Annotated in this window: 12 protein-coding genes; 6 read left to right on the top strand and 6 right to left on the bottom strand. The window is 69.6% G+C overall.

The window, feature by feature from the left end:
• Positions 1–12 precede the first annotated feature (12 nt).
• Positions 13–885 (bottom strand): DMT family transporter, encoded by an 873-nt coding sequence (locus AB0L53_RS24375; protein WP_363997845.1) that lies wholly within the window; start codon positions 883–885, stop codon positions 13–15.
• Between the two features lie 84 nt (positions 886–969).
• Here AB0L53_RS24375 and AB0L53_RS24370 point away from each other — a divergent pair, with 84 nt between their 5' ends.
• Together AB0L53_RS24370 and AB0L53_RS24365 are read left to right on the top strand one after the other, a co-directional pair.
• Positions 970–1,527, top strand: coding sequence for an ABATE domain-containing protein (locus AB0L53_RS24370; protein ID WP_363997842.1), 558 nt, complete (start codon positions 970–972; stop codon positions 1,525–1,527).
• 116 nt (positions 1,528–1,643) lie between these two features.
• A complete protein-coding gene (locus tag AB0L53_RS24365) occupies positions 1,644–3,971 on the top strand; it encodes an FHA domain-containing protein (protein WP_363997839.1) in 2,328 nt (775 codons plus the stop codon).
• Positions 3,972–4,007: 36 nt separating this feature from the next.
• Here AB0L53_RS24365 and AB0L53_RS24360 read toward each other — a convergent pair whose 3' ends face one another.
• Genes AB0L53_RS24360 through AB0L53_RS24350 form a run of 3 tightly spaced genes read right to left on the bottom strand, consistent with a single transcriptional unit; the run spans position 4,008 to position 6,056 of the window.
• Positions 4,008–4,820 carry a cytochrome c biogenesis CcdA family protein gene (locus AB0L53_RS24360; RefSeq protein ID WP_363997836.1) on the bottom strand — a complete coding sequence of 271 codons (813 nt, stop codon included), beginning with the start codon at positions 4,818–4,820 and terminating at the stop codon, positions 4,008–4,010.
• On the bottom strand, positions 4,817–5,638 hold the full coding sequence (locus AB0L53_RS24355; protein ID WP_363997833.1) for a thioredoxin domain-containing protein: 822 nt from the start codon (positions 5,636–5,638) through the stop codon (positions 4,817–4,819). Before AB0L53_RS24355 ends, AB0L53_RS24360 begins: the two co-directional genes overlap by 4 nt.
• Positions 5,639–5,684: 46 nt before the next feature.
• The gene (locus AB0L53_RS24350) at positions 5,685–6,056 is read right to left on the bottom strand and encodes a YciI family protein (protein ID WP_363997830.1); all 372 of its coding nucleotides are present in this window, start codon (positions 6,054–6,056) and stop codon (positions 5,685–5,687) included.
• Between the two features lie 479 nt (positions 6,057–6,535).
• Here AB0L53_RS24350 and AB0L53_RS24345 point away from each other — a divergent pair, with 479 nt between their 5' ends.
• The 3 genes from AB0L53_RS24345 (at position 6,536) to AB0L53_RS24335 (ending at position 8,581) form a co-directional block, all read left to right on the top strand.
• Entirely contained in the window at positions 6,536–6,883 is a 348-nt protein-coding gene (locus AB0L53_RS24345; protein WP_363997827.1) for a hypothetical protein, read from the top strand.
• A 973-nt stretch (positions 6,884–7,856) separates the two neighbouring features.
• Positions 7,857–8,087, top strand: coding sequence for a hypothetical protein (locus AB0L53_RS24340; protein ID WP_363997824.1), 231 nt, complete (start codon positions 7,857–7,859; stop codon positions 8,085–8,087).
• On the top strand, positions 8,084–8,581 hold the full coding sequence (locus AB0L53_RS24335) for a hypothetical protein (protein ID WP_363997821.1): 498 nt from the start codon (positions 8,084–8,086) through the stop codon (positions 8,579–8,581). The genes AB0L53_RS24340 and AB0L53_RS24335 overlap by 4 nt, the downstream gene beginning before the upstream one ends.
• Here AB0L53_RS24335 and AB0L53_RS24330 read toward each other — a convergent pair.
• Positions 8,570–9,469 (bottom strand): LysR family transcriptional regulator, encoded by a 900-nt coding sequence (locus tag AB0L53_RS24330; protein ID WP_363998515.1) that lies wholly within the window; start codon positions 9,467–9,469, stop codon positions 8,570–8,572. The genes AB0L53_RS24335 and AB0L53_RS24330 overlap by 12 nt on opposite strands.
• A 94-nt stretch (positions 9,470–9,563) precedes the next feature.
• Between AB0L53_RS24330 and AB0L53_RS24325 the strand changes: the two genes are divergently transcribed.
• On the top strand, positions 9,564–10,370 hold the full coding sequence (locus AB0L53_RS24325; protein ID WP_363997818.1) for a TIGR03619 family F420-dependent LLM class oxidoreductase: 807 nt from the start codon (positions 9,564–9,566) through the stop codon (positions 10,368–10,370).
• Positions 10,371–11,211: 841 nt separating this feature from the next.
• Here the strand turns inward: AB0L53_RS24325 and AB0L53_RS24320 are convergent.
• The gene (locus AB0L53_RS24320) at positions 11,212–13,950 is read right to left on the bottom strand and encodes a BTAD domain-containing putative transcriptional regulator (protein WP_363997815.1); all 2,739 of its coding nucleotides are present in this window, start codon (positions 13,948–13,950) and stop codon (positions 11,212–11,214) included.
• Between the last annotated feature and the right edge of the window lie 4 nt (positions 13,951–13,954).

Genomic DNA, 13,954 nt, shown 5'->3' with positions numbered 1-13,954 from the left:
CCTGTTTGACGCTCAGCGTCGGTTGGCCAGCAGTACTCCGATGCCGCCGACCAGCAGGCCCGCGACGGCCAGCGGATGCAGCGACTGCCCGACGAGGAGCCACGCCATCACCGCGGTGACCGACGGGGTGAGGAAGAACATCGTGCTCACCCGGCTCGCGGGCGCGTTCTTCAGCATCGTGTTGAGCAGCAGGAACGCGCCGATCGAGTTGACCAGCACCAGCCAGCCCACGGCGCCCGAGAAGGCGCCCCAGTCCGTCACCCGAGGCGTCTCGAACACCAGCGAGGCCAGCCCCACCAGTGGCGCGCCGACCAGGAACTGCGTCGCGGTGCCCGTCCGCACGTCCATGTCCGCGGCGAACCGCTTCTGGTAGATCGTGCCCAGGCTCAACCCCAGCAGCCCGACCACGCAGAACGCCACCCCGGCCAGAGAGAAGCTCAACCGGTCCGCCACCGCCAGCCCCACCCCGGCCGCGCCGAGCCCGAAGCCCACCCACTGGCGCGGGCTCACCCGCTCGCCCAGCAGCCGTCCTGCCACGAGCGCGATCACCACCGGGTTGAGACCCTGGACCAACGCCACGACCGCGGCGGGCACATGCAGGCCGATCGCGGAGTAGAACGCGCCGAACTGCACCGCCTGGACCAGGATCCCGGACACCACCACGTGCGCCAGCCGCCGGCCGCGCGGCCACGGCGCCCGCACGACCAGCGCGAACGCGCCGAGCAACAGCCCCGCCAGTGCGAACCTGGCGAACGTCAGCAGCAACGGCGGCGCCGACCCGACGCCGATCACCCCCGCGATGAAGGCGCTGCTCCACATCACCACGAACAGGGACGGCATGAGGGCCGGCGCCTTGCTCCTGGCCTCCATAACGCTGACCGCCACGGCACACCCTCCATAACCCCTTAATCCGGTTATGTCACTGTTCCGTGCCCTCGCATAACCTGTCAACATGGTTACTATGGGGGTGTGACGAGCTTCACCTTCATCAGCGGCAATCTGGGGCTCGACCTGGCGGGCACCGTGCAACACCGCCGGGCCGACCGGCGTGACCTGCTGCGCGAGCCGGCGGACCTGGCGCGGTGGACGGTCGAGGCGGGCATTCTCGACGGGCAGCCGGCGGTCGTGGACGCCGATCTCGTGGCGGGGAAGACGTTGCGGGAGGCCATCTACCGGCTGGCGGCGGGGGACGCCATCGACCGGCTCGCGGTGTGCGAGGCCGGGGCGGCGGACGATCGGCGGCTGGTCAACCGGGCCGCCGCCGGGCCGCCGGCGTCCGTGCTGCTGAACGACGCCGGGCGGGTCGAGCGGTCGGGGGATCTCGCTGCCGCCCTCGCCACTGTCGCCAGGGAGGCGGTCCAGCTGCTCGGGGGGCCGCGGGCCGTACAGATCAAGGAATGTGGGGGAGAGGTGTGCACTCGCCTGTACGTCGACACCTCGCGCGGGTCGTCGCGGCGCTGGTGCGACATGCACGAGTGCGGCAACCGCGCCAAGGCCGCGGGTTTCCGCGCCCGCCAGCGGGTGTGACCGCCGCAGGCTCGCGGCCCGACCGCTTTTCGGGGATCCTGTCTGCGGTCAACCATTTTGAGGCTCGACGGAGAGTCGCTCACGTCGCCTCTCGCTCCTGTGGGAAAGGCGGTCTCGTGACGCAGCTTGTCGTCGAAGGCCATGACACATCGGTGACCCTCGATCCGGGGCGTTCGTACCGGTTAGGCCGTGATCCGGGGTCGGATGTGGTCATCGACGCCGATCACGTCTCGCGTACGCATGCCATGCTGCGCTTCGAGGGCGGTCAGTGGATCCTGGAGGACTCGGGCAGCAGCAACGGCACGTACGTGAGCGGCCACCGCGTCCAGCGGGTCATCGTCGGTCCGGGAACCAGGATCGGCCTCGGGCACCCGTCGGAGGGCGGGCTCGTCAGCTTCCGTACCGTCTCCGAAGACGGAGGCGGCGCACCCGAGATCCAGCCGACACCTACGGTCCGCTTCCCGCACAGCGGGCAGTGGCGGGCGCCGGCCGCCGTCAGGAGTCTCGACGGCGCGCAGGTCGTACGCATCGGCCGGGCTCCCGACAACGATGTGGTGGTCAGCGATCTGCGAGTATCGCGCCAGCACGCCGAGCTCCGGATCGCCGGCGGCGTCCACGAGATCGTCGACGTGGGGAGCCGCTTCGGCACGTACGTCAACGGCCGGCTCGTTCAGCGGGCCCGCGTCTCCCCGGACGATCTCATCGGCATCGGGACGTCGACGTTCCAGCTTGTGGGCGACACCCTCATGGAGTACGCCGACACCGGCGAGGTCTGCCTCCAGGCACACGAACTCACCGTCACCGTCGCGGGCGGCAAGGTGCTCCTGGACCATGTGTCGTTTCCGGTCGGTGAGAAGTGCCTGCTGGCGATCATCGGCCCCAGCGGCTCGGGCAAGTCCACCCTGCTGCGCGCGCTCACCGGGCTGCGCCCCGCCGACCAGGGCATGGTCACGTACGACGGGCGCGATCTCTACCGCGACTACGCCGAGCTGCGCTCACGGATCGGCCTCGTGCCGCAGGACGACATCCTTCACAGCCAGCTCACCGTGCGCCGCGCCCTCATCTACGCCGCGGAGTTACGCTTCCCCGACGACACCAGGCAGCACGAGCGGAAGGCGCGTGTCGACGAGGTCCTCCAGCAGCTCGGGCTCGAAAATCGGAAGAACAACCGCATCTCCTCGCTGTCCGGCGGCCAGCGCAAGCGCGTCAGCGTCGCCCTGGAGTTGCTGACCAAGCCGTCTTTGCTGTTCCTCGACGAGCCGACCTCCGGTCTGGACCCGGGGCTGGACAAGTCGGTGATGCAGATGCTGCGGGGTCTGGCCGACGACGGCCGCACTGTCGCCGTCGTCACCCACAGCGTCGCCAATCTGGATATCTGTGACCGGCTTCTGGTGATGGCGCCGGGCGGGAAGATCGCCTACTTCGGTCCGCCCGAGGAGGCGCTGCCGTTCCTCGGCTTCACCGACTGGGCGGACGTCTTCCTGGCCTTCGACGACGCGACCAAAGACTGGGCCGGCGAGTACGCGCGGTCGTCGCCGCACCAGACCTACATCGCGGCCGACATGATCGAGCCGGTTTCGACGGGACGTCCCGTACAGCGAGAGATCCCGCCGAAACCGCAGAGCTGGCCCGAGCAGCTCAGCACGCTGGTGCGCCGCTACTGCCGTGGCATCGTGGCGGACCGGCTGTTCCTCGGCATCACCATCGCCCTGCCGATCGTGATGGGCCTGCTGGCCCGCGTCGTCCCGACCGGTGACCTGATGGGCCGGCCGAACAGCAACGGCAACGCGGCGAACCTGCTGCTGATCCTGTGCATCGGCGGCTGTCTCACCGGCGCCGCGAACTCGGTGCGCGAACTGGTCAAGGAACGCGCCATCTATCAACGAGAACGGGCGGTCGGGCTGTCCAGATCGGCCTACCTCTGCTCCAAGCTGCTCGTGCTCGGCCTGATCACTGTGGCACAGGGCGTCGTGTTGACCTATGTGGCGATGCTGAATGTCGCGACGTACGACAAGGGAGTGTTCACCGCGCCGATGATCGAGCTCTCGCTCGCCGTCGCGCTGTTGTCGTTCACCGCGATGACCGTGGGTCTGCTCATCTCCGCGCTGGCCAAGACCAGCGAGATGACCATGCCGCTGCTCGTGCTCGTCACACTGATCCAGCTGGTCTTCTGCGGGGCGCTGGTGCACCTGGACGGCAAGCCGGTGATGGAGCAGATCTCCTGGCTCGTACCGGCTCGCTGGGCGCTGGCCGCGCTGGCGGGCACGCTCGACGTGGGGCAGCTCATCCCGCACGTCCAGGATCCGCCGGACCCTCTGTGGAGCCAGGATTTCGGCACCTGGTTCCTGGACATGAGCGTCCTGGCCATCCTCGCGGTCGTCTGCGCTTTCCTGGTCGCCCGTATGCTGCGCCGCCATGAGCCGGCGGTGATGCGCGGCAAGTGATCCGTTGCCGACCGTCGCACGTTTTGAGCGTGACCGTCAGCGGCGTCTGAGACGCCACGCGGTGACGGCGGCCACGGCGAGCGCCGCGATCCCGACGACGAGCAGGTCCGGCAGTACGTCCTGGGCGGCCGCAGCGAGGTCCTCCAGCCCGGCTTCCCAGGATTCGGGGATCGGCAGGGCCAGCCCGCGGGTGCCGTCGGAGAGCAGGAACAGCACCCCGAGCCCGCCGAAGACCAGCCCGGACAGCAGCGAGGTGGTGTGCAGCCGCAGCCGTCCCAGCCGCAGTCCGCGACCGCGCAGCCAGCGCCGGCCGCCGAGGTCGTAGCGCTGCCACAGGCCCGCGAGCAGGAACAACGGGGCCGCCATGCCCGCCGCGTATATGGCCAGCAGCACCGCTCCGCGCAGCCCGTCGCCGGAGGCCGCCGCGACCGTGAGCACCGCCCCCAGCACCGGCCCCGCGCAGAACCCCGCCAACCCGGACACCGCCCCCAGAATCAGCACGGCCCCCGCCGAGTCACCTCGAAGGTGCCCCTTCAGCCGCTCCAGCGGCCCGATCGTCCAGCCCTGACCGGCCACCTGCAGCACGCCCAGCCCGATCAGCGCCCATCCGGCGACCGCGACCAGGAGCTCCTGATGGCCGTAGAACAGGCGGCTGACCTGCGCCGACCCCATCCCCAGCGGCACCAGCACGGCGCACAGCCCCACGTAGAACAGCAGGGTGCGGCCGGCCAACCGGCGGCGGCCCGGGAACGCGTAGGCGAAGAACGCCGGGATCAGCAGCGCCCCACATGGGCTGACCAGCGAGAACAGACCGCCCAGGAACGCGGCGGCATAGCCGATGCCGTTCATCCGCCGCGGCGGGCCTTCTCGATCGCCTTCTCGAACGCGGCCACCGGCTGGGCGCCGAACAGCACCTCACCGTTGATCAGGAACGCGGGCGTGCCGGGCAGGCCGAGCTCGGCCGCGAAGCCGAGGTCGCCGTCCACGACCCGGCGTACGGACTCGTCGCGGCGGTCGGCGTCGAATTTGCCGAGGTCGAGGCCGATTTTGGCGGCCACGGAGCGCAGGTCGGCGTCGGTGAGGCGGGGTCGCTCGCCCGCGTACAGGGAGTCGTGGAACTCCCAGAACCGGCCCTGCCGGGACGCGGCGCGGGCGGCGAGGGCGGCGCGTACGGAGTCGCGTCCCCTGATCGGGTAGTCGCGCCAGAACATCCGCACGATGCCGGTGTCGAGGTAGCGGCTCTTCAGCACGGGCTCTATTCGCTGGGCGAATCGGCGGCAGTTGGGACACTTGAAGTCGCCGAACTCGACAATCGTGACCGGCGCCTGCGCCGAGCCCTTGGACAGGTTCGGGTCGACGGGTGGCGGGGTCGGCCCTTCCCAGACCTGCACCGAACTCGTCGGGGTGGGCGTGGCGGTCGCTTCGGGCCCGCCGGTGGGAGCCGCTGGAGTGGGTGAACCGCCCGTGCTCGCGCTCGGGTCCGTGCCCATGCTCGCGTGCGCGCTCGCGTTTGCGGAATCACGCGAGCTCGCGGCCGCCGGAGCGGCTCGTCCGGCGGGCTCGCCCTGGTTCGTCAGCGCGGCGACCGCCAGCACGGCCACCACGGCGGCACCGGCCAGCGAGCCGAGCAGCACCCGGCGGCGCGAGACCGGGGATTCCTTGGTCACCTTCAGCATCATCCCAGCCCGCCGCCACCCACGCCGCTGGTTCCTCCTACAGCTCAAGCACCTTCATGTCGAAGATCGGCCGTACTTCCACCTCGTTGAAGGCCGCGTCGGGCACCTTCGCGGCCAGTTCCACCGCCCGCTCCATGCTGTCGCACTCGATCAGGTAGAACCCGGCCAAATGCTCCTTGACCTCGGCGAACGGCCCATCGCTCGTCATCGTCCTGCCCTCGCGTACCGCGACCCGCTTGGCCGTCGACACATCGGCCAGCCCTTCCGAAACGATCAGTTCTCCGGACGCGGCCAGCTCCTCGGTGAAGGACATGTGGCCGCGCCCGAAGTTCATGCGCTGCTCGTCGTTCAGCGTCTCCCAGACCGCCCTGCTCGTCGGGTTGCTGTAGATCAGGATGAGGTACTTCACCGGTGGCCTCCATGTGGTCGCGTCCGCGTCGATACCCAATATGTCGGTCCCCAATAGGTCGAAGCCGTCCGCGCGGCCTCGACATCCCCCGGCGGAAAATACGTGGCACCCGTCGCGATCATCCGGCTACCGTGGACAGCGTCCACCACGACAGGAAGGCAGCACAGTGACCTACGCGAAGTTGCTCGAACTGCTTCCTGAGCTCCTGGGTCCGGATTCCGGGTGATCCCTCGCAAAGAGACGACGCCGCCCGGAAGCCTTCCGAGGCGGCTTTTTTCATCTCACGGACGACGGCCCACGGAACAAGGGGCCGCGGGCATCGGTCTGGCCGACGGGAATGGCGCCCCCCGGCTGGATACAGCCCCAGTCCCGGGCTCGGCCCACGCCAGCCGAGCCCGGGGCTAACAAGCCGCTCTGGCCCAACTGGCAGAGGCGCCGCCTTCAGGAGGCGGAGGTTCAGGGTTCGAATCCCTGGCGGGATGCTGCGCGAGCGGATCGGCATGCAGCGGCTGCGGGAGATCACCTCTGATGCGTGGAAGCCGCTGCCCCGAGACCACGGTCGGCTGTCGGAGCTGGAGTCCTCCTACACCTACCTGCGCCAGTTCACCCCGAACGTGCTGGCCGCGATCGACTTCCAGGGCGGGTCGGGCACCGGCGAGCTGATGGAGGCGGTGGCCGTGTTGAAGGAGGTGAACCGGCTCGGCGGTCGGAAGGTGCCTGCGGGCGTGCCGACCGGCTTCGTGCCCGCCAAGTACGCCGACTATCTGGCCAAGGCCCGCAAGTCCGAGCAGGACACCGCCTACACCACTTCTGGGAGCTCTGCGTGATCTTGTGCCTGCGGGACGGACTGCGCAGCGGGGACGTGTTCGTGCCGGGCTCGCGCCGCTACGCCGATCCGGCCACCTATGTTGAGGGCGGTCAGAAGCCTTCTACGAAGTCAACGGCGTCCGAGTTGCCATCCCCTCCGTCGGCCTCGTCCCTCAAACGAGGAGGCATGAGGCCGACGGAAGGGATGGGTTAGTGATGGATGAGCCACCAGATGGCCAGTTGGAAGGGAACGGAAGCGGCGGCCGCGGCGGCACTGCGCACAGAGGCGAAGGCCGCGGCACGCATCAGCCGACGCCAGTCACGCCTGCTCGGGCGGATGGCGGTTTTCCGGGCCGATCCTGGCCGGCCCTCATTTCGTCGTTCAACCATGACACGAATATGGCGATCACGCTGTCCGACTTGATCCGATGCGGCATCGAGATTATCGGACACCCTCCAGCCGATCGCGGCGTACATTGTGGGCAGACGGGCCAGGAGGATCAGCGTGCCGAAGGATCGCGTACCCAGGCTTCGGACCGAGTTACGTGATCTCGTCCGGGATTGTGGCGCCCCCAGCCTGAGTGAACTGCTCGCCGCATCGAGCCGGCTCGGGGACCCCCTGCCCAGGAGCACCACCAGCGACCTGCTCAAGTCTCGAAGTATTCGAAGTCCGGCTCCTCGTCGGGTCCGGCTTCCTGCCCGAGCCGAAGCGGGCCCAGGGGATTTCCGCAGGTGACCTTGGGCGCAATGATCGTTCATGAGTCGTGCACTAGCGGGTTCGCATACTTACGCTCGTATCGGCGTCCACGGGTGACGCCGTCTTTCATGAGGGGAGGCGGCCCCGTGCGGTGTTGGCGTGCGTGGGTTGCGCGGTTGATGGCAGCCGCGGTCGTGGCGTCCGTGCTGGTGGACTTACCGGTGGCGGTCCCCGCCCAGGCGAGTTCGCCCGGTGACACACCGAGAATAGTCCAGGCGCCGGAGGAGCGGAGCGCGGTGAGTGCAGCGGTCCGGCAGCAGGCCCCCGTGATCGTCGAAGGGCTTACGACCGGGACGCGGGAGGTGAGCGCCCAGCCCGACGGCACGTTGAAGGCGGTGCTGAGTGCCAAGCCGGTCAGGGCGCTGCAGGCGGGCCATTGGGTCGGCGCGGGCCGACGGCTCGGTCGTCCCCCGGGCGGCCGAGGGAGCTGGCCTTCTTCGGAGGCGGTGACAAGACCCCACTGGTGAGGTACGGCAAGGACGGTAAGCACATCGAGCTGACCTGGCCGGGCACGCTGCCCAAGCCCGCCCTGTTGGGGGACACTGCCACCTACGCCGAGGTGCTGTCGCGGGTGGACCTGGAGATGCGGGCGCAGGTCAACGGGTACGCCCAGCGCGCCGACGCGGCGGAGAGCCTGGGGAAGACCGAGTTCAAGCTGGCCGCCGAGGGCCTAATCGTCACCGAGAAGGATGGCGCGCTGACGGCCAAGGACGACGACGGCAAGGTCTGGTTCCAGTCCCCGCCCGCCCAGATGTGGGACTCGGGTACGAAGAGCGCCGAGGTGGGCGTCAAGATCACCGATGGCACGCTGGAACTCACCCCTGACCACGACCTGATGGCGGCCGCAGACACGACGTTCCCCGTCACGATCGACCCCGACATGGTCACCCCCGGCAAGACGGGCTGGACGAAGGTGCTGTCCGGCAAGGCGGACACCGAGTGTTCTTCCTCACCGCGATGATCTGCCTGGTGGGGGCGCTGGCGGCGGTGTTCCTGCCACGGAGGTCTCCCGCAGGCAGCGGATGAACTCCCGCTGGAGCGGAGAGCCGCTCTTCCTGGTGGCGGCGTAGACGGTTCTGATGGGCTCGTCCTCCAGCGTGGCCAGGACGATGTCGGCGCGGATCGCGCCCGCCGCCAGCGAGGGCACGAGCGCGAGCCCCAGCCCGGCGGCCACGAAGCCCTGCTTGGCGGTCCATTCCCTGGCCGCGAAGTCGATGCGCGGCCGGAAGCCCGCGCGCCGGTGGACGTCGATCAGGGTCTGCGAGCCGCCGGGAAAGCCCTCGATCCACGACTCGCCCTCCAACTCGGCCAGGCATAGGCGCGTCCTGTCGGCCAGGCGGTGTCCCGCGGGCATGGCGACCAGGAGCGGGTCGTCCAGAAGGTAGTGCAGGGCGAACCGGCCCTGTTCCAGCGGCCTGCCCGGGTACGCGCTCACCACGGCCAGGTCGATGTCGCCCGCGCCGAGGCGAGCCAGCAGCGCGTCGGTCGTGCTCTCCACCAGCGACAGCGCCACCGCCGGCCGGAACTTCCTGAACGCCGCCATGGCGCGGGGCACGAGGTCGGCGTCGGCGGTGTCGAAGGCGCCGACGCGCAGCCGCCCGACGTCGTGCAGATCGTGCCGGGCCGTCGCCAGCCGGTCCAGTATGGCGACCGCGTGCTCCAGCAGGCGGCGGCCCTCCTCGGTGAGCTCGACGCCACGCGGATGCCGCTCGAACAGTGCGACGCCCAGTTCACTCTCCAGGGACGCGATCTGGCGCGACACGGCGGACTGGGTGTAACCAAGCGCCTCCCCGGCCGCCGTGAACGTCTTCCTGGCAGCCACCTCGGTGAACACCTCGAGCCACGCCACATCCAAGTCGACTCCATCCGATATGCGGACCTCGCATGGTAACCATGCCGGACATTCGTTGGTCACATTGGCGAGGGGGCCCTACGGTAGCCGCATGGACGTGGGACTGTACGGGCTGCATCGGGGCGAAAACGTTGATCCGGACCTGCTGGCCAGGCGGGCGCGGACGGCCGAGGAGGCAGGGTTCGAGTCGCTGTGGGTCGGTGATCACATCGCGATGCCCGACTCCCCCGACGAGCCGGGCCGGCTGGAGGCCGTGGTCGCGCTCGCCCATCTGGCGGCGCTGACGACCACGATCAAGCTGGGCTTCGGGGTCCTCGTGCTGCCCCAGCGACAGCCGGTCCTGCTGGCCAAGCAGCTGACCTCGCTGGACCTGCTGTCGCGGGGGCGGCTGATCGTGGGGATCGGCGCGGGGTACATAGAGCCGGAGCTGGCCGTCATGGGGGTGCGGCTGGACGAGCGTGGCGCCCGTACAGACGAGTACTTGGCGGCGATGCGGGCCGTGTGGGACGACCAGCCCTTCGCCGGAGATTTCGTGACTTATCAGGGTGTGGTGCAGCGCCCGAGGCCGCCGCAGCGCTCGCCGATCGTGATAGGCGGCCACTCCCGGGCGGCGATGCGCCGGGCGGTCCAGCACGCCGACGGCTGGTACGGCGTCTACTTGACCCCCGAGGAGGCCGCGGGCGCGCTGTCCGACCTCCGTGACGCGGCGAAGGTCTACGACAGGCCCGGGCACCTGAGCGAGCTGGAGATCACGATCACCCCGCCCCCTGGCCCCGTCGATCGGGAGACCGCGCGGCGGTACGCCGCCCTGGGTGTCCACCGGTTGACAATCCAGCCGCTGGACGCCGATATGGAGGCTACGGTGACAGCCGGTGCAGATCTCTTGGGACCGCCGTGACAATCGTGTCCCGCTCGGCAACTGTCCAGACCGCTCGATCGCTGTACCGCTCGAATATTGAGTTACACGCCTTGAACTGCGGTTACGCGGCGTGGTGATATTCGCTGATCATGCCTGCAACGACAGGTTTTCGGCGGACGGCCCGCCGATCGTTGAGGTCGGTCACGTTCCGAGCGGGCTGCGTTGCGACGTCCGGAGGTCGCTGTTGCCTGAACTGGTACGGTCGGTGCCCGTTGTAATGGATCAGATACTCCTGGAGCGCGAAGACCAGGTGGCGTTCTTTGAGGATCAGGATCCGGTCCAGGAGTTCGGGGCAGGGTGCCGATGACGCGCTCGCAGATGGCTTTCGGTCTCAGGGTCTGCGACAGGGTGGTGGTGTTCCGCGGTCCTTCGGCTGTGAAGACCTCTCCGAACGCGGAGGTGAAGAGCGGGTCGCGGTCGTGGATCACGAACCGAAGTCCGGCGATGCGGTCACCCAGATCCATGACCACGTTGCGGGCTTGCTGCACAGTCCGTGCTCCGGTTGGGAGTGCGGTTACTCCGGCCAGGTGCAGCTTTCGGGTGCCGCGCTCGATGAAGATCAGCACATACAGCCCTTTGATCATCATCGTCTCGACCACGAGGAAGTCACAGGCGATGATCGCCTGAGCGGTCAGGAACTGCCGCCGGGTCGGCCTGGCGCACCCAGGTACGGATCGACTGCGCGGAGGGCTGGAACTCCTTGGCCAGTTCCTCCGGCAGCGTGGACGTCGATGATGTGGAAGCCGTACGCGAGCCGCCCCGCGCCCTGAAGCGGCGGGCCGAGCTGGCGGGTTTCCGGCATCAGCCCGCATTTACGGCACTAGAGAGTCTCCAGGATCGTCGCGACCTCGCCCACGCGCGGGTCGTCCATGGCCTTCAGCTCGGCCAGCGCCGACAGCAGGACGCCTCTGGCCGGTTCGCGGCGCCCGGCGTCGGCCAGGGCCCGGCCCAGGTCGATCAGGCACATGGCCAGCCAGCGGCGGTTGCCCTTGCCCTGGTACAGGGCCACCGCCTCGCGGAAGCAGCGCAGCGCCCTGCGCCAGTCCCGTAGGGCCACGTACGCGCGCCCGAGGTTGCGCCAGATGTCGCCGTGCAGATCGGTGTTGCCGTTGGAGGCGGTGGCCGTGAGAGCCCGGCGGTAGTACTCGACCGCGAGCTCATGGTCGCCCGCCAGATGGCTGACGATGCCCAGATTGTCGAGAAGGTGGGCGATCCCGTACTGGCCGCCGAGGCTCTCGTACAGCGTCAGCGCGCGTTCCAGGCAGCGCCTGCCCTCGGCGGTGTCGCCGAGCTCGCCGTGGACCAGGCCGAGGTTGCCCAGCAGCATCGCCTCGCCCCTGGCATGTCCGGCCTGCCGGAAGCGGGACAGCGACTGCTTGAAGCGGGACAGGGCGATTTCATGCTCACCCATGTCGAAGTGGACGCAGCCGAGGGAGTTGAGCGTGAAGCCCTGCCCGGCGGGCTCCGCGGCGATCTCGGCCGCCCGCAGCGCCGACCGGGTGAACTCCAGGCCGTCGTGCCAGGGGATGTACCGGTCGAAGAAGGTGGTCATGCCGATCGAGATACGCCACGCGTGCCCGGCCCGGCCGTTGGCCGCAGCCCAGGCGATGACCGAGCGCAGGCAGTGGTACTCCCGCTCCAGCCAGTTGCGCGCCTGCCGGTGATCGTCGAACGTCAGTGGCAAGATCCGGCTGGTGCGGGGCTCGACGAAGTCCCGTACGCGGTGCGGCAGCATCTGCCTGTCGGCCTCCACGACGGTGTAGAGGTACCAGTCCAGCAGCCGGTCCACCGCGGCGTCGCGCTCACCGGCCGTCTCCTCCTCCACGGCACGGCCGGTGGCGTACAGGTGCACCAGGTCGTGCAGCTCGAAGCGGTCCGGCTGGACCTGCTTGACGAGATGGGCCGCGACGAGATGGTCGAGCAGCGCGCCGGCCTCCCGCGGCGCCACGTCGGCCAGCGCGGCCGCAGCCTTCAGCGAGAGATCTCCGGCCGGGTGCAGGCCGAGCAGGCGGAACATCCTGGCCACCGGCGCCGTCAGCGCCCGGTACGACCACAGCAGCGCGGTGTTGAGGTCGGCCATGGGGTCGTCCTCGCCGATCCCGAACTGCTCCAGCCTGGCCTTCTCGTCCTCCAGCGCGCTGACGATCCTGGCCAGGCCGCCGCCGCGGTGGGCCCGCTCGGCGATGACCGACAGCGCCAGCGGCAGGCCGTCGCACAGCTTCACCAGGCGTACGGCCGCGTCGCGCTCGTTGGCGACCTGCCGCGCGCCGATCACCTTCTCCAGCAGTTCGAGGGATTCGGGCGGGGTGAGCGGGTCGAGGCTGAGCCGGCGGGCGCCGTCCCTGGCGGCCAGCCCGCGTAGCTGGTTACGGCTCGTCACCAGCACCAGCGAGTTGGCCCCCGGCAGCAGAGGACGTACCTGCGCGCTGTCACGGGCGTTGTCCAGGAGCAGCAGCATGCGCCGGCCCGCCAGCGTGCTGCGCAGCATCGCCGCGCGCGCGTCCAGGTCGGCCGACAGGCTCGTGGCGGACACGCCCATCGCGCGCAGCAGCGTCTCGATCGCCACCTTCGGGTCCATGGGCGCGCCGGGGCCGAACCCGCGCAGGTTCAGGTATAACTGCCCGCCCGGGAAGCGGTCGATCACCTGATGCGCCCAGTGGACCGCCAGCGCGGACTTGCCCGCGCCGCCCGGGCCGCCGATCACCACGATCTCGCTGCGTCCCGGCGGGTCGGCCACCAGCCGGTCCAGCCGGGCCAGCTCGGCCAGGCGCCCGGTGAAGTGCGCGATGCCGGACGGTAGCTGCTGCGGCGTCATCGGCGCGTCGGCCACCTCGCACTCGTCGGCGACCAGGATCGAACGGTGGGCCCGGCGCAGCGGCTCCCCGGGGCTGACGCCCAGGTCCTCTAGGAGCCGGTGGGTGACGCTCTGGTAGGTCTCCATGGCCTCCGCCTGCCGCCCCGAGCGCTGCAGCGCGAGGATCAGGTTGGCCCACAGACGCTCCCTGTAGGGATGCCTGGCGGTGGCGGAGCGCAGCACGGCGATTCCCTGCTCCGGTCTGCCCCATTCGAGGTGCAGTTCCGACCATCGTTCCAGGGTGCGCAACTGCTCCTCGACGAGGAGAGAGACCTCCTCGCGATGCAGCGTCTCCGAGGGGACGTTGGTCAGCAGCGGCTCGCCGCACAGCGCCATCGCCTCGGTCAGCGCGGCCAGTTCCTCGGCCGGCCCGCTCCTCTGGGAGCGTCTGATGATCTCGCGGTACCGCAGCAGGTCGAGGCTGTCGGCGGTGACGCTGATGGTGTAGCCGCCGTCGAAGGTCTGGATGAGGCCGGGATCGCCCAGGGCACGGCGCAGGCGGGTCAGATGCGTCTGTAGGGCCGCGCGCGCGTTCGGCGACTCGTCGCCGTCCCACATCCGGGCGATCAGCCGGTCGGCGGAGACGCGCTCGTTGGCGTGCAGCAGCAACGTCGCGAGCGCGATGCGCTGCTTGGGCCCGGACAACGAGATCTCCGCCGCGGCGCTCCTCACCCGCAGCGGGCCCAGGACGCTGAAGTGGATCAAGTAC

The sequence above is a fragment of the Nonomuraea sp. NPDC052129 genome, from assembly GCF_040680095.1.
Classification (GTDB): Bacteria; Actinomycetota; Actinomycetes; order Streptosporangiales; family Streptosporangiaceae; genus Nonomuraea.
This window is presented reverse-complemented; position numbering and strand designations above follow the sequence as displayed.